Source organism: Olivibacter sp. CPCC 100613 (assembly GCF_036959255.1).
Classification (GTDB): Bacteria; Bacteroidota; Bacteroidia; order Sphingobacteriales; family Sphingobacteriaceae; genus Olivibacter.
Genome location: NZ_JAWMTI010000005.1, coordinates 128,804 through 152,612 on the forward strand (window position 1 = coordinate 128,804; position 23,809 = coordinate 152,612).

The 23,809-nt window shown below is 40.7% G+C and carries 20 protein-coding genes; 3 read left to right on the forward strand and 17 right to left on the reverse strand.

Translation table 11 applies throughout. From position 1 onward, the window contains the following. Positions 1-104: 104 nt before the first annotated feature. The 4 genes from RYH73_RS16880 to RYH73_RS16895 all read right to left on the reverse strand — a co-directional run bounded on the left by RYH73_RS16880 (position 105) and on the right by RYH73_RS16895 (position 4,269). Entirely contained in the window at positions 105-632 is a 528-nt protein-coding gene (locus RYH73_RS16880; RefSeq protein ID WP_335314625.1) for a ferritin, read from the reverse strand. Positions 633-783: 151 nt separating this feature from the next. Next, positions 784-1,182, reverse strand: a complete 399-nt coding sequence (locus RYH73_RS16885) for a DUF6686 family protein (protein WP_335314626.1) — start codon at positions 1,180-1,182, stop codon at positions 784-786. A gap of 83 nt (positions 1,183-1,265) precedes the next feature. After that, positions 1,266-3,104 carry a UbiD family decarboxylase gene (locus tag RYH73_RS16890; protein ID WP_335314627.1) on the reverse strand — a complete coding sequence of 613 codons (1,839 nt, stop codon included), beginning with the start codon at positions 3,102-3,104 and terminating at the stop codon, positions 1,266-1,268. A 106-nt stretch (positions 3,105-3,210) separates the two neighbouring features. Beyond that, positions 3,211-4,269 (reverse strand): class I fructose-bisphosphate aldolase, encoded by a 1,059-nt coding sequence (locus RYH73_RS16895; protein WP_335314628.1) that lies wholly within the window; start codon positions 4,267-4,269, stop codon positions 3,211-3,213. A gap of 216 nt (positions 4,270-4,485) precedes the next feature. Between RYH73_RS16895 and RYH73_RS16900 the strand changes: the two genes are divergently transcribed. Then, entirely contained in the window at positions 4,486-5,160 is a 675-nt protein-coding gene (locus RYH73_RS16900) for a class I SAM-dependent methyltransferase (RefSeq protein ID WP_335314629.1), read from the forward strand. Here RYH73_RS16900 and RYH73_RS16905 read toward each other — a convergent pair. After that, positions 5,157-5,606, reverse strand: a complete 450-nt coding sequence (locus tag RYH73_RS16905; RefSeq protein WP_335314630.1) for a deoxycytidylate deaminase — start codon at positions 5,604-5,606, stop codon at positions 5,157-5,159. The genes RYH73_RS16900 and RYH73_RS16905 overlap by 4 nt on opposite strands. Before the next feature lie 196 nt (positions 5,607-5,802). On the opposite strand from RYH73_RS16905, the gene RYH73_RS16910 reads away from it, so the two are divergent. Continuing rightward, the gene (locus RYH73_RS16910; RefSeq protein ID WP_335314631.1) at positions 5,803-6,432 is read left to right on the forward strand and encodes a LysE family translocator; all 630 of its coding nucleotides are present in this window, start codon (positions 5,803-5,805) and stop codon (positions 6,430-6,432) included. A gap of 167 nt (positions 6,433-6,599) precedes the next feature. Here the strand turns inward: RYH73_RS16910 and RYH73_RS16915 are convergent, their stop codons facing one another. The 11 genes from RYH73_RS16915 to ispG form a co-directional block, all read right to left on the reverse strand. Beyond that, positions 6,600-8,510 (reverse strand): amidophosphoribosyltransferase, encoded by a 1,911-nt coding sequence (locus tag RYH73_RS16915; protein WP_335314632.1) that lies wholly within the window; start codon positions 8,508-8,510, stop codon positions 6,600-6,602. Positions 8,511-8,667: 157 nt separating this feature from the next. Continuing rightward, a complete protein-coding gene (locus tag RYH73_RS16920; protein WP_335314633.1) occupies positions 8,668-9,984 on the reverse strand; it encodes an ammonium transporter in 1,317 nt (438 codons plus the stop codon). Positions 9,985-10,309: 325 nt separating this feature from the next. Next, positions 10,310-11,803, reverse strand: a complete 1,494-nt coding sequence (locus RYH73_RS16925; protein ID WP_335314634.1) for an NADH-quinone oxidoreductase subunit N — start codon at positions 11,801-11,803, stop codon at positions 10,310-10,312. 8 nt (positions 11,804-11,811) lie between these two features. Then, positions 11,812-13,416 carry a complex I subunit 4 family protein gene (locus RYH73_RS16930; protein WP_335314635.1) on the reverse strand — a complete coding sequence of 535 codons (1,605 nt, stop codon included), beginning with the start codon at positions 13,414-13,416 and terminating at the stop codon, positions 11,812-11,814. 9 nt (positions 13,417-13,425) lie between these two features. Further along, positions 13,426-15,483 carry an NADH-quinone oxidoreductase subunit L gene (gene nuoL / locus RYH73_RS16935; RefSeq protein WP_335314636.1) on the reverse strand — a complete coding sequence of 686 codons (2,058 nt, stop codon included), beginning with the start codon at positions 15,481-15,483 and terminating at the stop codon, positions 13,426-13,428. Beyond that, a complete protein-coding gene (nuoK, locus tag RYH73_RS16940; RefSeq protein ID WP_335314637.1) occupies positions 15,484-15,789 on the reverse strand; it encodes an NADH-quinone oxidoreductase subunit NuoK in 306 nt (101 codons plus the stop codon). It abuts the gene before it with no gap. Next, complete coding sequence (locus RYH73_RS16945) at positions 15,786-16,337, reverse strand: NADH-quinone oxidoreductase subunit J family protein (protein ID WP_335314638.1); 552 nt, start codon at positions 16,335-16,337, stop codon at positions 15,786-15,788. The genes nuoK and RYH73_RS16945 overlap by 4 nt, the downstream gene beginning before the upstream one ends. After that, positions 16,334-16,897, reverse strand: coding sequence for a 4Fe-4S binding protein (locus RYH73_RS16950; protein ID WP_335314639.1), 564 nt, complete (start codon positions 16,895-16,897; stop codon positions 16,334-16,336). The genes RYH73_RS16945 and RYH73_RS16950 overlap by 4 nt, the downstream gene beginning before the upstream one ends. A 124-nt stretch (positions 16,898-17,021) precedes the next feature. After that, positions 17,022-18,122: an NADH-quinone oxidoreductase subunit NuoH gene (gene nuoH / locus RYH73_RS16955; protein ID WP_442946113.1), complete on the reverse strand. Its 1,101-nt coding sequence runs from the start codon at positions 18,120-18,122 to the stop codon at positions 17,022-17,024. A 273-nt stretch (positions 18,123-18,395) separates the two neighbouring features. Then, positions 18,396-20,135 (reverse strand): thiamine pyrophosphate-dependent enzyme, encoded by a 1,740-nt coding sequence (locus RYH73_RS16960; protein ID WP_335314640.1) that lies wholly within the window; start codon positions 20,133-20,135, stop codon positions 18,396-18,398. Positions 20,136-20,232: 97 nt separating this feature from the next. Next, complete coding sequence (gene ispG, locus RYH73_RS16965; RefSeq protein WP_335314641.1) at positions 20,233-22,242, reverse strand: (E)-4-hydroxy-3-methylbut-2-enyl-diphosphate synthase; 2,010 nt, start codon at positions 22,240-22,242, stop codon at positions 20,233-20,235. A 47-nt stretch (positions 22,243-22,289) separates the two neighbouring features. On the opposite strand from ispG, the gene RYH73_RS16970 reads away from it, so the two are divergent. Further along, a complete protein-coding gene (locus RYH73_RS16970; protein WP_335314642.1) occupies positions 22,290-22,952 on the forward strand; it encodes a YceH family protein in 663 nt (220 codons plus the stop codon). A gap of 173 nt (positions 22,953-23,125) precedes the next feature. Here RYH73_RS16970 and RYH73_RS16975 read toward each other — a convergent pair whose 3' ends face one another. Beyond that, a complete protein-coding gene (locus RYH73_RS16975; RefSeq protein WP_335314643.1) occupies positions 23,126-23,761 on the reverse strand; it encodes a sprT domain-containing protein in 636 nt (211 codons plus the stop codon). Between the last annotated feature and the right edge of the window lie 48 nt (positions 23,762-23,809).

Consider the following 23,809-nt stretch of genomic DNA (forward strand, 5'->3'; position numbering starts at 1 on the left):
ATAATTTCTGCTTACGTTCCCGTAATTCATAGCACCTTACCATCCAATAAAAAAAGCCTTAGTTTATCACTAAGGCTTTTGTGTTAAAATTTTATCAACAACGCTTATTCTGCATTGTAAGTTACCTTGGGTATATGTTTGTCAATTTCCCAACGGCCCGTTCCTTCTTCACCAATTACATCAAACATCTCAAGAATTCTTCTTGCTACATACTCCTCTTCAATTTGCTCAGCTAAGAACCATTGAATAAATTGGAAAGTAACAAAATCCTTCACTTTGAAGCATTTCTCTGCGATGTTATTAAATTGAGCTGTCACGTGCATTTCTTGTTCTAAAGCCAATTCAAAAACGCTTCTGAAAGATTCAAAATCCTTCGGTACATTAACAACCTCCGGAGAGATAGCCTTTCCGCCTCGATCGTTAATATAATTAAACAGCTTTAACATGTGGTGACGTTCCTCATCCGCTTGTTTCGCAAAATAACCGGCGCTAAAATCGAAACCTTGGTCATCACACCAAGAAGACATTGCTAAATAAATAGCTGATGAATGGGCTTCTACTTTAACTTGTTCATTTAATATTTTCTCTATTTCTTCATTTAATGAAGTTTTTAAACTCAATAAGTCTTTCATACTCAAAATTATTAATGCTTCACGGCCTATAAAGTAAGTCCGCTAATCTTTATACAAAGATAACAGAAACGGCCCTTAAGTTGCTTAAAATAAAATCAATACGTATTCAGTCTAAATTACTGAATAGGCTTTAAGAAGGAGGTATAAGAGATTAATGTTGAGAATTAAAGCGCTGCAAAGAAGATACTTTTAAACAATCTTTGATGACGCCGGGCAGTTCCATCATAAACTTTGCTCCCTGCATAAGCTCTTTCAATTTCAACACTTCGGTTACATTTAACACAAAACAACGCTGGGACCTAAAGGGCATCAAAATGGTTAAATCAGCACTTAAAGCAGATTCAGACAGCAATTCGTCGATTGCTATATCATCTACTTGTTTTCTAAAATTTAAAAAATCAGCCACTTTAAATGGCGTGCAATCGCCTGCAAACTCCAACCAATAACAATTTTTATTGCTACATTGCAATACCGCACCGTGTTCTGTTCTAAAAATCTCCTCTAAACTTGCAAGACCACAAGGCATATTCCACAAACGTTTTATTTCCAATGCGAATATAGTAATTATGTATAATCAGTCCAAATTAATAAATGCTATTTTTTCTATTTCATATTTGGGAATCAAGATCTTCCTTAAATGAAGCCAAAAAGTGAGCCTCCCCGAGCACCTAATTCGTCAACTCGCTTTTCAATTTCAGGCACCTTTTCTAGAGGTGGTGCATGATGCGGTTTATTCCGAGCATCAATAATTAAAGGTCCTTTACATCCCCAATGTTTATATTCAACGAAACTACCGACACCGTATAGGTCATGAGATGGATTACTTCTGGTGAAACATACCCAAACAAAATTATTAATATTATCAGCGGCAAAATGCACATCATCACAAAGCACAATAAGTGCAACACCGCTCAAATCTTTGGTTTCCAGATATTTTGAAAACACCTCCAGCTCTTCATTTGCTTGCACATACGTAGTGAAAGACGGGCCTTGAACAATTAAGACACCCGGGATGATCATTTTTTTGTGCGCGAAATTCCGGGGAAAGTCCAGATTTTCAGGCATTTCAGACCACAAAATCCTTTTTACATTTCCCGCCGCTGCGAAAACAACCTTTGATCCCGAATTAAGCCCCTCACCACTATAATCGAGTGTATCAATCGTTGTCTGTGTATGAAAGTGAAGATCTCGGCTGAAATCTATTCTTTCAAGGATATGCATAAGAAAAGCTGGAACGCTGTGTATGTCTAAGGACGGATTGTCTTCCTTAGCCACAATAAACAGGTATTTTGCTAAACTTAATTGATTTTTACCAAGCACCTGGTTTGCTATGGTTAAAATCTCTTGCGGTCTATCTATTTTAAGATAGGGAGTATATCGTTCCGATCCAATGGCAAAAAGTAAGGGATGAACGCCCGCAGCATCCACCGCATGGACCGCATGCAAACCATTGATTTCCTTCGGGATAGCCGGACCGCTAATTTCATGTATCAATTCACCAAAACTGGTATCTTCCTGCGGTGGCCGTCCCACTACAGTAAAAGACCAAATAGCATTTTTGCGGTGATACACATTATGCACATGCATAAGCGGAAATGGATGCGTTAAACTATAATAGCCGATATGATCACCAAAAGGCCCTTCCGGTTTATTTTCATTTGGATACACCGTTCCCGTGATGACAAAGTCAGCATCAGCAGAGATACAAAATCCTTCATCATCATAGAAATAACGAAACCTCCTGTTGCCAAGTGCACCTGCGAAAATCATTTCCGAAAGCCCTTCAGGTAATGGCATGACGGCCGCTAGGGGATGAGCAGGAGGCCCGCCAATAAATATGCTCACTTTAAGCGGCTTTCCCAGCTCATTGGCTTTTGTCTGATGTACACCTATTCCTCGATGCAACTGATAATGAAGTCCGATCTCCTTATCTTGTATATATTCATTTCCGCTGAGCTGAATGCGGTACATCCCTAAATTAGCTTGCATAATACCGGGCCTGGTTACATCTTCCGTATAAACTTGCGGCATGGTAACAAAGGCTCCCCCATCCATTGGCCAATTAACAATTTGTGGCAGTGCGCTGATCGTCGTTTTTCCGTAGTTGATCGGATTATTTCTACCAAGCTTCATTGGTAAAGCAGAAAGAGCATTTAAGGAAATACCAGCATATTTTAGGGGATTTTTAAGTGCCCGCAAGGGGTCCATTTTAAGATCAACCATCAACTTCATCTTATGAAGCGTATCCCTGAACATAAAGCGAGATCGATCTAGTGTACCAAATAAGTTAGATACTGCCGGAAACTTGCTTCCCTTCACTCGTTCAAAAAAAAGAGCAGGCCCTCGATGCTCGTATACCCGTAAATGAATTGCAGCCATCTCCAGATAAGGGTCTACCTCTTCTTTAATTCGTATTAAGTGTCCGTTTTGTTCCAGATCCTTTACGCATTCGGCTAAGCTTTTATATCCCATTAACTTCTTTCATTTCTCTTGCTGCCAAAATAGATAAAAAGCCCTTTTTTAACAAATGTTTGTATACCGGGAAAGATTAGAACAGTCATTTTCCAACGCAAAATACCTAAGCTAACGTAATTTCTTTGGCGAGATATACATCTTGAACAAGGTGCAGGAGTTCGATCCCCTCCTCAAAGGGTCGTTGAAAGGCCTTCCTGCCTAAAATCAAACCCGTTCCACCTGCCCTTTTATTTATAACAGCACTTTTAATTGCCTCTGCCAAATCGGCCACTCCTTTCGATTCCCCTCCTGAATTTATGAGGCCAATTCGTCCATTATATCCATTTAGGACCTGATATCGGCACAAATCAATTGGATGATCCGAACTCAAATCAGTATACATACGCGGATCACTTTTGGAAAAATTGATTGCTGTAAAACCGCCATTACTTTCAGGAAGTTTCTGCTTCAGTAAATCGGCTTGGATGGTAGCCCCTAGATGATTTGCTTGTCCTGTAATATCAGCCGATGTTTCATAATTTACACCTCCTTTTTTGTAGGCAACGTTCCGCGTATAGCACCACAAGACACAGGCCATCCCTAATTCATGTGCCCTTTCAAAAGCAGCAGCTACTTCTACAAGTTGTCTGTTGGACTCTTCCGATCCAAAATAAATAGTGGCCCCTACCGCTGTGGCTCCTAAATTCCATGCTTCCTCTACAGAGCCAAACATAATCTGATCATATTTTGTCGGATAGGTCAACAATTCGTTATGGTTTATCTTGACGAGGAAGGGAATTTTGTGTGCATACTTTCGCGAAAGCAAGGCCAGATTACCAAACGTCGTCGCCACGGCACTACAACCACCTTCGATTGCTAACCTGATAATATTTTCAGGATCAAAATACAGGGGATTAGGGGCAAATGAGGCCCCCGCCGTATGTTCAATCCCTTGATCAACGGGAAGAATTGATAGATAACCCGTGTTTGCCAAGCGTCCATGCCCAAATAAAGAAGCGAGCGATCTCAGCACTTGCGGATTACGATTGGAAGGAATAAAAATATCATCAATAAATGCTGGCGAAGGAACATGGATCTGCTTCTTATCGATCGTCTTGCAGCTGTGATTCAATAGAAAGTCGGCCTGTTCCCCTAATAATTCTTGTATTTGTTGTAAAGCCATTATAGTAAATTTTTGGGTGATTCTACAATAACAATTTATTCTATGTCAGAACATTTGAGTGTCTAGATAGTTCACCAAAATTCACATTAATTGTTACTGCTTTGTTTTTCCAATGAATGCGAATATTATTATATTCGTTCTTATATTAAATATACGCTCGTTGTGGCTTCTATCGAAGCACATAAATAACAGGATTTTAAGACATATCAAGCATTTATGGATGAAATACGAAGGCGTTTCGGTGAGATATCAGAAAAATACGATCAAGAGCGCGAGCATCTAATCCCTTGTTTTCAAGACTTCTATCACATCAGTCTTCCACTGATACAGCATCATCATCAAGCAGAAAGTCTATTAGACATCGGGGCAGGAACAGGACTGTTTTCTTATTTTGTTTATCAAGTTAACCCAAAGCTAAAGTATACGCTGCTAGACATTTCTCCCGAAATGCTTGCTGTTGCGAAACGACGGTTTACCGGTTTAAACCATTTCACGTACGTGGAAATGGATTATAGGGAACGTTCACTTCCCGGGAAATACGACATTATTATCTCTTCGCTTTCTATTCACCATTTAACAGACGAAGATAAATCTATGCTTTATGAGCGCATTTTTAAAGCTTTGAAGCCAAAGGGTTTGTTTATCAATGCAGATCAGGTGAAAGGCCGAACGCCAGCCATTGATAATTTCTATAAGGAACAGTGGCGTCGTTCCGTTATCGAATCAGGATTGAATCAAGAAGCTATACGAGATGCATTTAAACGTACCGCTTTGGATAAACTCGCTCCCTTATCCTGGCAACTGAATGAGCTGCAACGAATCGGATTTAACGAAGTAGATTGCATTTACAGGTATCATAACTTTGTTGTGATGATTGGCAGAAAAGGTTAAAATTTAACCGCGTTTACACCAAATCTATTCAGAAAATCAACACCTTCATCGGAGCTCAATCCTTTATATTCTGCATAGGAGTATTTATACAGCACTTTAATAATACCTGCGGAATAAATCAGACGTGCACAAGGCAAACAAGGAGACAGCGTCGTATACAGCGTTGCACCTTGTAAACCGGCCCCATTCTTTACGGCGTATAAAATTGCGTTCTCTTCCGCATGCAAAGCTAAAGAACAACTTCCTTTTGAATCGCGGGCACATCCTTCCAAGGGCCATTCTTGATCGCAATTATGCGTACCGGAAGGTGGTCCATTATAGCCAATGGATATAATCCTTGTGTCTTTTGCCAGCACAGCACCTACATGAGCCTTTACGCAATGAGAGCGTTCAGCAAGCTCAAGGGCCAAGTTCATAAATATTTCATCAAAACTAGGTTTCGTCATCTCTTCTAATGTTACATTGCAAAACTGTTACAGAACGGATTATCGATAAAAAAATACTTGTGTTAAAAGCGAATAGCTTTACTTAACGGTGTTACAAAAATAGAATTAACCCTCAATTTTCAGTAGCTTTTTTTCAACAGAAACTTCCATTTAATATTTTTTTCTTATACTTGCACCTCAACCAAGTAATGAAAACATGATTGAAGTAATCATTTCTGGTATCGGTTTGGGGATTATTTTGTCTTTTCTAACTGGCCCAGCATTCTTCGCATTACTGAAAACAAGTATAGAAAAAGGGTTCTATGGCGGTCTTTCCTTTGCATTTGGTGTATTTATAGCCGATGTGATGTATGTTGCGCTCGCCTTATACGGCTCTTCGTATATTGCGCGCGAAAAGGAAATTCTTCTTCCCCTTGGTATCATCGGCAGCCTTGTGTTGCTCGGCGTTGGTATTCATTATATTCGTAAAAAAGTCACCATAAAGCGTACGAAATGTTTATCTAAAAAGGAACATAGCGGTTACTTTATCAAAGGATTAGCGATGTGCATTTTTAATCCAACGCTATTACTTTATTGGATCAGTGTTACAAGTGGGGTAGTTTCTATCAGTAATACTTTTGATTTAAAACGAATCGTTCCGTTTTTCGCATGTGTACTTTTTACTCAATTGGGTATCGACTCTCTAAAAGCTTTCTATGCTGACAAATTGAGCCATAAAATTGAGGAATGCACCCTAAATAAAATCAACAAATTTGCCGGTGCCCTCATTATCGTATTTGCGCTACGACTAATGTATGAGTTGGTATTTACGCATACAATTATTTAACGAACGCAGGTATTTTGCAATAATCTCACTCACCATCATTAATACCGGAACTCGACGGTAAAAGCATGCGAGAATAATTTTCTACGCCCACAAAAAAAGGTTGAAATTTTATTTCAACCCATACATACTGTTATTTCATTATTATCTATCTACACTGCTATATCATATCAGGCCGAATAATAAGCGCGTACATTCTTTCCTTCTACCCAATTCATGAAAGCGCGGTTGACCACTTTATTTCCACCCGGAGTTGGATAATCACCTGAAAAATACCAATCCCCTTTATTCTTCGGACATGCAATATGTAAATCTTCCAATTTTTGGTAAATCACTTCTACTTTTGCCTTAATATCGATAGGGGTTACAATACGTGCAATCTCAGCCGATATCTCTTCATAAGTGAAAGGTTCGTAAATAGCTTTTACATGGTTTGGAACCCGTGTTTTATCCATATCCAACGAGTCAACACATTTTTGATAGACATCATCAATAATGTAATTCATACCGTTTTTACGCAGCAATGAAATAGCGGCCTCAAAAGCAACAAACTCACCCATTCTCGACATGTCTATACCATAACAATCGGGATAACGTATTTGAGGAGCAGATGAAACAATAATAATTTTAACGGGATTTAAGCGATCTAGGATCTTCAAGATACTTTGCTTCAAGGTAGTGCCACGTACAATGGAGTCATCAATTGCTACAATCGTATCTTCCCCGCCCTTAACCACACCATAGGTAGTATCGTATACATGGGCCACCATATCTTGTCTATCGGCATCTTGCGTAATAAATGTCCGTAGCTTCGCATCCTTAATACTCAATTTTTCGAAACGAGGTGAAATGTTGAGCATATCTTCCAATTCCGCATCCGATATCTTATCGGTTCGGTTCAATAATGTATCCTTCTGCAATTTGCGAACATACTCATTAATACCATCGGTTACACCGTAAAAAGCAACCTCGGCTGTATTGGGAATAAAGGAAAAAACAGTATTTTTTATATTATGGTTAATAGACTCTAGAATGCCAGGACACAGCAGTCGCCCCAGTTGTTTTCGTTCTTGATAAATTTCGGCATCGCTACCTCTCGAAAAGTAGATGCGCTCAAAAGAGCAAGATTTCTGTTCTTCGGGTTCCCTGAACATTTCTTCCGAAATCGTTCCGTCTTTCTTAATGATAAGCGCATGCCCTGGCTTAATTTCACGAATATTTTCAAACTTAATATTGAAAGCGGTCTGAATAGCCGGTCGTTCAGATGTAACCACTACGATTTCATCATCATAATAATAGTAGGCAGGCCTGATCCCTGCGGGATCTCGCATAACGAAAGCATCCCCGTGCCCGAAAATACCACTGATTGTATAACCTCCGTCCCATGTTTTTGCAGAACGCCGAAGAATATTAGCAACATCCAGATTTCTTGCAATAAGCGCGCTTATTTCGACATTAGAATACCCCTCTTTCTTAAACTTATCAAAAAGTTCCTGATTTTCAGTATCTAAAAAGTGTCCGATCTTTTCCAAAACAGTTACCGTATCAGCCTGTTCCTTCGGATGTTGCCCCAGCTCAAACAATTGTTCCAATAGTTCGTCTACATTCGTCATATTGAAATTACCGGCAATCACCAAGTTACGACTCATCCAATTGTTCTGGCGCAAAAACGGATGACAATTTTCAATGCTATTTTTGCCATGTGTTCCATACCTTAAATGCCCTAACAGTACCTCCCCCACAAAACTCATATTCTCTTTTAACCAATGAGAATCTTGAAACAATTCAGGTTCCGCCTGCTGGACGGCAGCAAATTTCCGTTGAACATATTCAAAAATTTCTGATACAGCGCTCGCCCCCATCGCTCTATATCGACTGATATAGCGATTACCAGGTTTAATATCAAACTTAATGGTGGCAATACCAGCTCCGTCCTGACCACGGTTATGCTGTTTTTCCATTAATAAATAAAGTTTGTTGATGCCGTACAGAGAGGTACCATACTTCTCCTGATAATAAGAAAGAGGCTTTAGCAAGCGAATTAATGCAATGCCGCACTCGTGTTTAATTGAGTCACTCATAGTTGGAATTGAGCATGCAAAATTACATATTTAAACAACTTTGCAAAAAGAAAGCCACCTAAAAATAAACACCCCTATGTAAAAAAAATTGGAGCCCCTCCCATCAAGGGGCTCCCGAGCTTCAAGCATTGCTGCCCGAAGATATTGGTTGGGTTAATTAGAGTTTCTCTCCATGTTGGCTAATATCCAGTCCCATTTCTTCCTCTTCGGGAGAAACACGCAATTTGCTAATAGCGTTTGTTACTCTTAATAAAATGAACGCTACAACAAATGTATAAGCTACCGACCCAATTAGCCCAATAAGCTGTGCCCAAAACAGGGTTGTTTCACCAAAGAACAACCCATCGGTTGTAACCACAGGATTAACATGTTTTGAAGCAAAGACACCCGTCAACAGCATTCCAACCATTCCGCCTACGCCATGACTTGGAAAAACGTCCAAGGTGTCATCTACATTCGAGCGTGTAGTACGCCATTCAACCAATAAGTTACATATTATCGACGTTACTACTCCTATGATCAGCGAATGTGGAACCGTTACAAAACCTGCCGCAGGTGTAATGGCAACCAAGCCGACCACTACGCCAATAGAAACGCCCAAGGCTGAAGGTTTTTTCCCCCTCGCTGCATCAAAGAAAATCCAAGCTAATGCAGCTGCTGCCGATGCTGTTGTGGTGGTAGCTAAAGCCGAGGCAGCGAGTTGATTTGCTCCAAATGCTGAACCTGCATTAAAACCAAACCACCCAAACCATAAAAGCCCCATACCAATCAGTACATAAGTAACACGGGCAGGATCATGCCCATTACTATTTCCTCTCTTCAGAAAAATAGCAGACACAAACGCAGTGACACCCGCTGACATGTGGACGACAGTTCCTCCCGCGAAATCCAACACCCCCATACTCGCCAACAACCCCTCGGGATGCCAGGTAGCGTGCGCCAATGGAGCGTATATAAAGACAAAAAATAGACAAACAAATAAAATATAGGAAGTAAATCGAATCCGTTCAGCAAAAGCACCGGTTATAAGAGCGGGGGTAATAATGGCGAATTTTAATTGGTACATTGCAAAAATAGCTAAAGGAATAGTCGGTGCACCCGCCCAGTTCGGTCCATCCAAAACCCCTTTAAACATAAAAAAGGTACAAGGATTACCGACAATACCGTGCCACGACTCACCAAACACTAAGCTGAATCCAAATACAACCCAAATAACGGCTACAATACACATACAAATGAAGCTTTGTAACATGGTTGAGATAACGTTCTTTTTCTTCACCATGCCCCCATAAAAAAAAGCTAAACCCGGGGTCATAATCAGCACCAGGGCGGTGGATGTTAGCATCCAAGCCACATCGGCACCATCATATTCTGCGGCTCCCTCACCAGAAAGAGGAACCGAAGGAAAAATTAGCGCCAACAACACAATAAGCAACAGAAAAACAAAAGGAATAGTTGATTTTTTTGAGTTCATATTATATTTTAACATAAGTTTTGCCAAATATATACAATATTTTAAAAACAAAACACATAAAAATATTTTTTTAACATAAAAAATCAAAATAAATTAGAAATAACACAAAAAATAGTTAAAAAATAAATTCAAAATCATAAAAACATACAAAAACATGTTATAAAAACGGGTAATTCATCCAAAATTCCTGAAATAATAAAAAATCACAAACAGACAATAAAGCAGAACAAAGAAAAGAGAAAGCAAAAACGTGGTTGTAACAGAGAAAAATAAACGCGAATAAGCATTTTTCAGCTATTCACGTAATACAATAAGCGGCTATACTTTAAAGTAAATTGAGCACAAAAGAAGGGAATATGCCAAGCAAAAGGCTTAGAAAGCCTAAAAGAAAGACGACAAAAAGTAAAGCATTGGTATGAACTTCTTGCTTTGCTTCGTTATTTGTATTTTTTAGAAAGGCCTGTAATGGGATCTTGAAATAAAAAAATAACGCCACTACCGTCGTAATTGCACCCGTAATCAGCAGAAGCAACCATGCTGTATCTCCATTTGCTTGATAGGCATTAAGTAGTGCAGAAAACGTAAGCAACTTAGCCACAAAACCTATCGTTGGGGGTAACCCAATAAGCGACACCATAAATAGCGTTAATACACTCATAACAAAGGGATGAGATTTCCCCAAGCCTTTATATTCTGTGATTTCCACCAAGCCAAATTTTTCTTCCAAATAATCAGCAAGCATAAATACCCCCATATTCATAATCACATACGAAGTCAAAAAGAAAAAAAGAACCGGAAATGAACGCTCAGTATCAGCCAAGATGATCATCATCAAAAAGCCCGTGTGTCCAATGGATGAATAGGCCATCATTCGTTTCATATTGCTTTGCCTAATTGCCACTAAATTACCGAGAAGCATACTAAATATCGCAACAGCAACCAACAAATAAAAAAGCGGAGCAGGCAACCCAATGTCTGTCTCTTGAGACCAAGCTAAAACAAAACGTCCTAAGAGCATGATAGCTCCTATCTTTGGCGCGGTCGACAAAAAGGCAGTCACCGGAGTAGGCGCTCCCTGATAAACATCCGGGCTCCAAAAGTGAAAAGGAACAAAAGACAATTTAAATCCAATGCCTGTCAACACAAAAAGCATAGCAAGGATAAACACCGGGAAAGGCATCATTGCCAAAGCGGAAAGATGATGAGGATCAACGAAATTAAGACTACCGGTATATCCGTAAAACAAAGAAAGCCCGTATAACATAATGGCAGAGCAAACGGTTCCGAACAACACATACTTCATGGCTGCCTCGCTCTGTTTATTATTCCGCGACAAATAAGCAACCATAATGTAAGAACCGATGGAAACCATCTCTATTGTGATATAGGCCATCAACCAGTTCACTGCAACAGTCATCAAATTTAACCCGATATGAATTGCCAATAACACGCTCAACAAATCATCTATCTTTTTTGAGTGATTTTGCAAGGGCTGATTATAATAGACAAAAATGCAAAATAGCAAACAAACAGCACTTACAAGTGCTTTCAGTGTCGATCCATTAGCATCGGGTAAAATCATTCCAAAAAAAACGGGCTCAACTGCTGGCGAAAAACGCTGCATAACCGCAGCCACACCAGCTAAGACGATACCTATAAAGGTAAAACACCAAGTGATCGTCGATCTTTCTTTTTGTGCAAATCCGGAGAATATCGTTAAAAGAAAAGTAATTGTCAGTATAAATTCAGGCAAAAGGAAAGGTAAACCATCCCAAACGCCATTTAACAAATTACTGATTTGCGGAATATATTCTCTCATAAACAACATTAATGATTTACGCGACTGACCAGTTCAATGAAAGAAAGCACCGAGGCATTTATTTTGTCAAAAACAAGGGCAGGCATAATACCAAACAACAGCGCTAATAATACCATCGGCACCAACGCCAACTTTTCTCTCCTATTCACATCCGTCAACAATACTTCCCACTGGCTTCCGCCTTTTAAACGCGTATGCCCAAAAAACATTCTTTGCAAAGTCCACAAAAAATAAGCGGCACTTAATAGAATGCCTACAGCACCACCAATAGCCATCCATCTCGGGATAAGACCATTGACACTCTCCGCGTTAAAAGCGCCGATAATAGTAAAAGCTTCAGCGATAAAAGCCGAAAATCCAGGAAGTCCTAATGAGGCAAAAAACGCTACAGCTACGAATACGGTATACGTTGGCATAATGGAAGCTAAACCCCTAAAATTATAGATCATGCGGTCGTGAACGCGATCGTACAAAACCCCCACCAGGAAAAACAGCATAGCTGACAAAAAACCATGGCTGACCATCTGGAACATGGCACCACTGATCCCTTCCGGTGTTAACGAAGCAAGTCCCAAAAGAACAAAGCCCATATGGGATACGGAGGAATAAGCAACCAAGCGTTTTAAGTCTTGTTGTGCCAATGCGTTTAACGCGCCATAAATGATAGAAACGACACCGATCAGCCCTATCCACCATGCCACATTCAAAGCGATATCAGGGAATATACTATAACAGATCCGAATGATACCATAGCCGCCTACTTTTAGCAATATGCCCGCCAATATAATGGAAATCGGCGTCGGAGCTTCGACGTGCGCATCAGGCAACCACGTATGCAGCGGTACAATAGGTACTTTAATAGCAAAAGCTATGAAGAGAATAATAAAACCAAGCAACCGAGCAGATATTCCAAATAACTGTCCGTTACCGATCCAAGAAAACACCGAACCTTCAACATAGTTTTTACTATCCATCATGTGCAATATATTGAAGGTATGATTGCCCGTAATTGGATCCGTAACGGAAAAATACAGACCGACCATTACCAACAACATGAAGACCGAGCCGAATAATGTATACAAAAAAAACTTAATGGCTGCATATTCTCTTCTTACCCCGCCCCAAATACCGATCAGAAAATAAAGTGGTAGCAGCATCACTTCATAAAAGACGTAAAATAGAAAAAAGTCAAGCGCAACAAACACCCCCATAATCGCCGTATTCAACAATAATAATAGCGATAAGAAACCTTTGAGCTGTTTATCTATTTTCCAAGAGGCGAGTACTGCTACCAGCATTACCAAAGCTGTTAACAACAAAAACAATATGGAAAAGCCATCGGCACCAACAAAATAATCTACCTCTAACGTTCCCAAATTGCCTAAATTCAACCGAATCCAAGGAAGCTTCTCTACAAATTGGTAGCCATCCATTGCAGAAACGCCCGCTAATTCTGTATCAAAAGCAGTATACAGATACACGGCAAGCAATAGTTGTATCATACTCACACCGATTGCAATGTACTTATATACCGTTTTGTATGCTGTAGGCACTAATAATACAAGCAAAGCAGCACATAATGGCAAGAAGATTAAAACAGACAATAAGCTCATATTTTCAGGTTAAGGACTAAAGACCTTTAATCCAACAAATAATACAATTAATAAAACTAAAAACATACTAAATATATAGTACTGTATTTTTCCCTTTCTGGAACCGCGCATCAGACCACCTATTACAAAAGCAGTTTTGCCCATACCATTAACGACAGCATCAACAACAGAACGATCAAACCAGTGCGATGCATAGGCGAATAAACGCGCGAGACCAGTTACTTTTTCGACTAAGCCGTCTACCACGACACGATCTATAGCGTACAACATTTTTGAAAATCCAAGCAAGGGTTTGACCAATCCACTTTCATAGAAAAGATTTAAGTACCACTGATGAAAAGAGAACTGATATAAAGCTCCTTGAAAACTTCCTTGTGGATATTTTCCTTTTGCATACCACTTCCAAGCGATAAAAATCATCACAATCGCAAGTCCATTGACCGCTGCCGGGATCACCGTATGGTAAATGTTGACCCGTTCCAATGTTTCCGGCAACTCGAACCCCTTAATAAGCCAGGAATCTTCAAAAATCAATGGATTATATGAAAATAGAGGAAACAGCGAACATAACCCTAGAAATAGCATGGGAATCAACATTCCCCTAGATGCCTCGTGCGGATGATATTTCTGTGAATCATTCCTTTGGAGTCTAAGTTTACCATAGAAGACCTTAAAAACCAGTCTCGCAATATAGAAAGCCGTTAAGGCACTGGTAATCAACAAAGATATGGGAATCAATTTCCACCAAGCAGATTGCCACTCCGACCATTCAAAAGCAAATATCAAAATCGCATCTTTTGACAGATATCCTGCGGTTAAAGGTAGACCCGCCAACGCAAGCGCAGCTACTAAAGTCAAGCGAAAAGTATGCGGCATATATTTTCTCAATCCCCCCATATTCCGAATATCCTGTGGATCTATCGCTAGGTTATTTTTTTCTTTCAAGTGCTGCATTTCGTGTATTACTGCCCCGGCGGAAAGGAAAAGCAGGCATTTAAAAAATGCGTGTGTTACCAAATGAAAGATTGCTACTCCATATTGACCGATGCCAATGGCAACCATCATAAAACCAAGCTGGGAGATCGTTGAGAAAGCTAGGATTTTTTTAATATCCTGTTGCGTCAGGGCAATCGTGGCCGCCATCAGGGCAGTAAAGGCGCCGATCGTTCCGATCAGCAGCAGCACATGATCATCAAAAAGAGGGGATATTCGCACGAGCATAAAAACACCGGCCGCTACCATGGTGGCTGCATGGATCAAAGAAGAAACCGACGTAGGACCTTCCATCGCATCCGGCAGCCAAATATGAAATGGAAACTGGGCAGATTTGGCCATTGCTCCAAGAAAGAAAGCTCCTCCCGCTATTGATAACCATATAACAGGCATACCATGCTCGCCATAGCGCCATTCGATTCCATCATTTAGCGCTTCCCTAACCATACCATGCTCTCCAAAAAGCGCTAAGAGATCAAATGTCTGAAATTGCGTATAAATAACGGCTATCCCTACTAAAAAGCCTAAATCTCCAATTCTGTTAATTAGAAAAGCCTTCTTATTGGCCTTAATAGCAGCTGATTTCGTAAACCAAAAACCAATTAATAAATAGGAAGCAAAACCAACCAATTCCCATCCGATATACATGAGCAACAGACTATCCGCCATGACCAGTCCCAACATGGCAAAACAAAAAAGGCTTAAATATAACCAATACCGGTGTATACCTGAATCACCTTTCATGTAAATCGTGGAATATATATGAACAGGAAGAGCTATAGCCGACACCAACAATAACATGATGGCCGATAAATTATTTAACAACATACCTGCACCAAAGGCATGTTCTCCAATTTGAAACCAAGAAATCTGTTGGTGGATTTGCTCCCCGTTCCAAACATGACAAAAAACTACGATCGATGCTGTCAAACTGATTGCAATAGCCGCTATAGCAGGTATTCCTGTTCGTAGCTGTTTACCAGCAGCAGCGTAGATAAAAAAAGAAACGAGTGGAGCAAACAGCACAACAAGTGCCGCTAAAATCGGTGTCGATAATTGACCTAGCTGCTCCATTTAATCTTTTAAATTGTTAATATCGTCGGGATTAATGCTTTTATAGTGCTTGTATACATTCAATATAATAGCGAGGGCTACGGCAACAGCAGCAGCGGCAAGAACGATCGCAAATAGCGCAAAAGTTTGACCACCATACAGGGCTCCATCATACCTTCCGAAGGCAACTAAATTTAGTACTGCCGCATTAATCATCAGCTCAATACCCACCAATACCAAAATAGCATTCTTTTTTGCGAGGACAGCATATAGCCCAATAGAGAATAACAGGGCACTGACAATTAAAAAATGTGTTAGGCTTATCACGATGTTTGCTTCTCCTTCCTTGCTAGGTGAGCTGCGCCCATTAACGCCATCATTAGAAACACCGAAACTACTTCGAAAGGCAATATAAAGCGCGTCATCAAGTTGATTCCCAAATGATGTATCGTATTATCATGATATTGTATATATAGCTGCTTTTCTTTTGCTTGGGTAATCCATTGTGGTTCGCTTACAGCTAATTGCGACACCACGCCCAACAGCGCAACGAACAGACCAAGAGAAACAACGCCAGCTTGCCAAGATGGTATCGAAAACACACCACTCAACCCCGATCGTAAATCATTCAACAACAGCTTATTTGACAACATGAAAGCAAAAAGCATTAAAACCAATACGCCACCCACATAAACAATTACTTGCGTAACCGCTACAAAATCAGCTAATGCAAAGATATAAAGGCCTGCAACGGCAAATAAGGTCACAAAAAAAAGAAATAGGCATCGTACCAAATTTTTCATCGACACAATCAAAATCGCAGAACCGACTGCGGTAAATGCCAATACATAGAATAATATCAGATTTATATTCATGGTTTACGCTTCGCTGCCTCCTTCTCAGCCTGAAAACGCGCCAATTCAGCTCGTTTTTCTTCAATTTCTTCTGCTGTCATCTCTGAAAATTGATAAATCAGCTCTGATAAATTTGAAAAACTACGATCGTAATTATCCGTCATGGTAATGCATTCTGTTGGGCATACAACTGTACATAGACCACAATACATGCATTTTGCCATATCGATATCAAATTTCGCAGCATACAAACGTTTTACGCTGCCATCAGAAGTCTTTCCAATCGCTTCCGTTGCTTTGATGGCGTCGATACTAATACAATCTACAGGACAAGCTTTGGCACATAGATCACATACGATGCAATCGTTAATTTCGACGTCCAATTGATATCTAGCTACTTCAGGTATCGGTATTTCCTGCTTGGGATATTGAATAGTAGTAATCCCTTCTTGCTTTTTAAAATAATTATCCTGCTTAATATCCAATTCTTTACGTGATTTACGTGCAGCAAAAAAATGCCTGAAGGTAATACTTAACCCTTTAAGCGCTGTAGTAAATGCCTGTAAAGCTCTTTTTAACATATTCTGCTTTGGTTACAAGGTACTCGAGCTAACGCAAAGTTATTCATCAACTACTTTCCCACTAACTACTTTTCAATTCAACTCTTTTTCTACACCCTATTCAACATCTCAACTACTTAATGTTTCAGCCAACCATGACCATAATCCGCCAAATACCGGATATAACCATACATAAAAAGGCTAAAGGTGTTAATACTTTCCAAGATAGACCCATTAACTGATCCACCCGTAATCGAGGAAGCGTCCATCTGATCAAAATCTGAATACCAACGACTGCCAAGGTTTTAAACAGTACCCAAATAATCCCCCAAACGATTCCTGTAGTCCAGGTTGCTAATTTCCAAGCGCCGATATTTGGTAGTGGTGTGTTCCATCCTCCCAAAAAAAGTACAACCCCAATCATGGACACCAAAAACATCAAACAGTATTCGGCCAAAAAGAAAAAGGCAAAACGCAGTCCCCCATACTCTGTATGATAGCCTGAAACCAATTCGGATTCTGCTTCAGGAATATCAAAGGGCGCTCGGTTGCATTCGGCTAATGACGCAATGAAATAAATAATATAAGCCAGTATAAGATGAGGTGCCTGAAAAATATTCCAGGCAAAAAAACCACCTATTTCACTTACATCCCAAAAACCAAGAAAAAGTAAGCGTTCTTTTGTCAACACCCCTTGATTAATTGTGACCTCCTGCAAATCAAGCGTTTGCGTAATCATTACCGCGGCAATTAACGCTAAACCAGCCGGTATTTCATAAGAAACAATCTGCGCTACGGAACGAAGCGCCCCCAGCAGGGAGAACTTATTATTAGACCCCCATCCAGCCATCAGTACACCAATCGCTTCTACTGATATAATGGCGATCACATAGAACAATCCCAGATTTAATGCTGCAGGTGCTACATTGGGCGCCCAAGGCATAGCTGCAAAACCTAGGTATACCGCAACAAATACAATGACCGGTGCCGCTGCAAATAATATTTTATCACCACTTGCCGGTGATATAAACTCCTTTTGTAAAAGTTTAAGAATATCGGCCACTGTCTGTAAGCTACCAAACTTACCCGTCTCCATAGGACCCAATCGGTCTTGCACAAAGCCTGCCACTTTCCGCTCAGCATACACAGCAAAAAGTGTAAACCCGGCTAAAAAAGTAAACAATAAAATGGCAACCAGAATATATATGACGTAAAAACTCAAGACAAAATTTGCACTAATTGTAATTAGTGCAAACTTAATGATTAAGCATGAAAATACTAAATGGAAAATAAACTTATTTTGAATGATTCTAATAACTACTTATTCTGTAGAGCTGAGGGTTGTTATGCGTTGCAGATACCAGTTGTCAGTTGCTGGTTCTTCGTTATTGGTTATTAGCTATTCGCAGCAACACTCATAAGGGCAATGCCGGCAATCCATCTTTGGTTACCCAGGTTCTTCCATTATCACATTGGCTAATAAACTATTTCCTTACTTAACAACGCAACTATTTAACTACTATCGAATGACCTCCTTCAGATGCTTGTAATTGCTCTTAACCGTTTCAAGGACCTCGTCCATTCGTCCGCTCAGAATCATTTTCCCCATTGTGATCGCGTACCCTTTCATCTGCGAGAACTCTATTTTTGGAGGCATCGCCAAAGAATTTGGGTTGGTTTTTGCATGTACCAATACAGGCCCCTGGTGAGTCAATGCTTCCTTTATGCCCTCTTCTACCTTATCCGGTTCATCAATACATATTCCTTTCATTCCCATTGCCATTGCTACCGTTGCAAAATCCGGATTGTACATATCCGTTTGCCAATCAGGTAGACCGGCCACTTCCATCTCCAACTTCACCATACCTAATGAACGATTGTCGAAAACGATGATTTTTATCGGAAGATTATACTGAACAATAGTCGCTAAGTCACCCAGCAGCATCGAAATCCCCCCATCTCCACAAAAGGCGATTACTTGTTGGTTTGGCCGAGCAAAAGCTGCACCGATAGCCTGGGGCATGGCATTTGCCATCGAGCCGTGATTAAACGAACCAAGCAATTCTCTATTAGCTGTAGCCTGAATAAACCGTGCTCCCCAAACACAGCTCATACCGGTATCAACGGTAAATATCGCATCCTTTGCGGCTAACCGATCGATCGTATAAGCTAAATATTCAGGTGATATATTATCCTTCTTTCCTCGATCATTTACATAGGTCTGCTGTGTTTCTCTTACCTTTCCATAAAGCTTCAATTGCGCTTGTAAAAAACTATCATCCTGATTTTGTTCCAGTAAAGGCAGCAACGCTTGTATCGTATGTTTGATATCACCCATCAGCCCCATTTTTAGTTTAGCCCTGCGCCCCAATCGTTCCGGCTTTTCATCAATCTGGATAATACCGCAACTTTCAGGCATGAAATCTTTGTACGGAAAATCCGTTCCCAGTAACAAAAGCAAATCCGACTCATGCATGGCATGATAGGCAGAAGGCAAGCCCAAAAGTCCTGTCATTCCTACTTCATTTGGATTATCGTATTGCACATACATTTTACCCCTAAATGAATAGCCAACAGGTGCATTTAATTTTTTCGCCAGGGTTACTACTTCATCGTGTGCATCTTTACAACCGATGCCACAGAAAAGCGTAATCCGTTTATGTTGATTCAGCAAAGTAGCCAAAGCCTGCAACTCCTCATGATCGGGGTGTACGATCGTTTTTTGGCGCAGCAATCTTGTCTCGGTCAATATATCGGTAGCTTCCCCCATAGCGACGTCACCGGGTAATCCAATAACCGCCACTCCTTTTTTACTTGAAGCGTGTTGCAGGGCTGCCTGAAGCATTCTTGGAAATTGTTTGGAGGTAGTAGCTATTTGATTGTAAACACTACAATCATCAAACAGTTTAATCGTATTGGTTTCTTGGAAATAATCAGAACCCATTTCATCGGTGTGCATCGTTGAGGCTATCGCTAAAACAGGTGCTCCTGATCGATTAGCGTCATACAAGCCATTAACAAGATGCACATGCCCAGGGCCACTGCTCCCGGCACAACAGGCGATACCGTTCAGTTCAGCTTCCGCCGCCGCGGCATAGGCTCCGGCCTCTTCGTGACGAACGTGAACCCATTGGATATTGCCGTTTCTTCTCACTGCATCATTCACCTCATTTAAACTATCGCCCGTAACGGCATAGATACGCTTAACCCCCGCTTCCCAAAGGGTTTCAACTAGCTGATCAGCTACTTTTTTTGCCATGATAAAAAATCTAAAGGTTGTTATTAAAGATGTACTAATAACAACCTACTGGCCTATTAGTTTGAATAGTGATCGATTTATCGGTTGAATAAGGAGATCAAGTTAGTTCAGTCCAATTACCATCTGCACGGATAATTTCTATCAGCTCATTCAGTGCATTTGCCGACAGTACATTTTTTTTCACAACCTCTTTTCCCCGGTACAAGGTAACCCGATCAGGACCTGCCCCCACATAACCGTAGTCGGCATCAGCCATCTCACCCGGACCATTTACAATACATCCCATAATAGCTATCTTCAATCCTTTTAGATGATTTGTACGACTACGAATCATTTGCGTAGTTTCTTGTAAATCAAACAAGGTACGACCGCAGCTTGGACAAGAAATATATTCTGTTTTCGAAATTCTGGAACGTGTTGCCTGCAAAATTGCAAAGGACGCGGAAACGAGTTTATCGGTAGGGATGGCGGGTGCGTCAATCCATATTCCGTCGCCCATCCCATCTATCAAGAGCCCCCCTAAATCAGTTGCTGCATATAATTGCAATTTAGAGATGGGTTCTTCCGGGCTCATAACATCCCCTATAGGACCATTAAATGCTAAAGGGTCGTAAAATCGCTTTATAATAACAGGAATTTCCAGACCCCAGCGCTTTAACTTTGCAAAAAACGCTCGTTGGTCTGCCATACCGTGCAGCCGCTCGGTTTCCAATACAAAAACCAATGTGGGGTCCATGGGCAAGTTTTCAAAGGCTTCACTTTCCAGATCTTGGTGACAAATGCTTACCAAATTTAAATGCATATCATGCTCGGTAGCCTCTAAATACGATGCCAATTGATACAAGGGGTGTGCGTTCTCCTTATTCGTCAGACGCTGCCAAGTAGTAACGTTATAAACCTGCTTTAAATTACCGGGCATGGTAAAGGAAGGCAAGTTATCACCAAAGAAAACAAAATCAACAGATTGATCGCCCATATGGTATTTATCCAATAAAGGATCATATATATAACCAATATCTTTTAATACCATGGGGTCGATCAGCCGTTTCTTAGATAAATCAGCCACTACCCGGGGAACCATGGCTCCGCCAATAAATGCATTGACCTCTTTGGTTTCACGACGGTTACTTAAACTGTCCACTATAAGCTTCGAATCAGCGAAAGTCTGACGCGCGCGATCCTCCTTGGTGTGCTGCGCACGATCCACATAACGGTTCACCAATGCCCTTGCTACCGGTGCTTCTAATTCAGGTTCTTCCGTCAACGATACCCTCACGGTATCGCCAAGCCCATCCTCTAATAAAGTGCCGATACCCACAGCCGATTTAATTCTGCCATCTTCCCCATCGCCAGCCTCTGTAACACCTAAATGTAGGGGATAATTCATTCCTTCAGCTACCATCTTCTCTACCAACAAGCGATAAGCCTGCACCATCACCTGCGGATTACTCGATTTCATGGAGATCACCAAGTTATAATAATGGAGATCTTCACAGATACGAATAAACTCCAGAGCTGACTCCACCATACCTTCAGGTGTATCACCGTAATGGCTCATGATCCGATCCGATAGCGAACCGTGATTAGTTCCTATGCGCATAGCGGTACCATACTCTTTGCATATCTTTACTAAGGGGGCAAACTTTGTATAAATTCGTTCCAGTTCTGCCTGATAGGCTGCGTCTGTATACGTCAGCTTGTCAAATTTCTTTTTGTCGGCATAATTACCTGGGTTTACCCGTACCTTTTCAACGATACGTGCGGCAACTTCAGCAGCATTGGGGGTGAAATGAATATCGGCTACCAGGGGAACTTTACACCCTTCTTTGCGTAATTCCTTTTTTATTTCTGCTAAATTTTGTGCTTCTTTAATACTAGGTGCCGTGATACGTACATACTCACATCCAGCCTCTACCATTCGCAACGTCTGTTCAACCGAACCCTTGGTATCCATGGTATCAACCGTTGTCATACTTTGAATGCGTATGGGATACTTGCCCCCCATCGGAACATCGCCAATCTGTACCTCTCGTGTAAGCCAACGCTTATAATCTGTCAACGACTCGCAATATTTCCCCGGAAGCATTAATTTCTTTGTTAAATCCATAGCCTGAATGTGTTGCACAAAGTTAGCTAATTTTCCTATCTTTAGCCATGGAACAACAGATTACCTTACCTATATTAAGCCTTGAAGAACAACGAGTATTAGGTTCTTTAATGGAAAAAAGCAAAACAACTCCCGAATATTACCCACTCACATTAAATAGTTTAACCGCGGCTTGCAATCAAAAATCGTCTCGTAAACCCGTCGTTCAATATAATGATGATACCGTTATCGCCGCATTAGACGCTTTGCGAAAGAAGAGTTTAGTTGCAACTGCCACCGGAGGTTCGAGCCGTACCATTAAATACAGGCATACGCTAAGTGTTTCATATCCAATTATCCCTGCTGAAATAGCCATTTTATGTCTTCTCCTCTTACGGGGCCCATTAACAGTGGGTGAGATCAACAGTAATTCCGGTCGACTTTACGAGTTTGAATCATTGGCGGAAATACAAGAATACCTCGATAAGTTAAGCAAGGAATCAGAATTACCGGCTATGCTTATTCAAGTTCCTAAAAGACCTGGACAAAAAGAGGTCCGTTATATGCACCTTTTTGGAGGGATTCCGGATTTCGAGAGTAATGAATTTAATGAAGATGCTACGACAAACATCCAAGATACTGAAATCTTGGAGGCTCGTCTCGCCAAAGTAGAACAGGAACTTGAGACATTAAAAGAGGCATTTGAAAAATTGTTGAAGGAGCTTTATTAGGAAGTTAAGTAGTTGCGTGATTGATTGGTCAATTTGGTAATTATTCATTCGTGTTCATTTTAAAGGTATTATTCATAGTCAATTGCTTTTTATTTGGCATTCATGAGCTCATTGCACTCGGTTCATGAACTCCCTACGGTCGGTTAGCTGATGAGCCAATGCGAAGATGTGAATTAAGGCCTGAGGGGAGATACCCCACTAACCACCCTTACTTCGGCGACCGGACTAAATAAATAAATTCTACCCGTTGTTAATTCCTCGCAGCGGAAACGAGTTCTGTTTTTTTGACCTTTTTTAAAAATTCGCCCATTGGGCAATGCGAAGGCGCTGCCCAATGGTAATTCCTCTACCCGAACATGTCCGTTCCTGGCCTGATCGTATTGTTTTAATACGCGATACAACACCAGATCAGAGCAACTAGAAGCAGCTGGATTAGTCAAGTAACTCAATACGGCTTGCCGCACATCGTCCGGAAACACTTCCATCTCAAAAAAAGGCTTCATCAACACCTTGAAATTTTGCTTCCATTCTACGCCATGAGGTTTTGCCTTCATCCTGTGCTCATTCCAAGTTTTCAAATGGGCAAACTCATGCACTGTTGTTACCAAAAAAGCATAGGGGTTCAGGTTATGATTTACTGAAATGCGATGTCCTTTATCTTTATAAGGCGATCGATAATCTCCAAATTTAGACGTTCGGCTTTTGCTAATTTTAAAAAGACAGGGAGCCTGATGGATCCAACGGGCAATTATCGGAGCAGCCTGCTTCGGAATATATTTTTCTAAAGCTAACTTTGTTTTTTCGATCATTTCCAATACAATGATAAAAGTAGTAAGATATTCAGAAAAAACAAGACT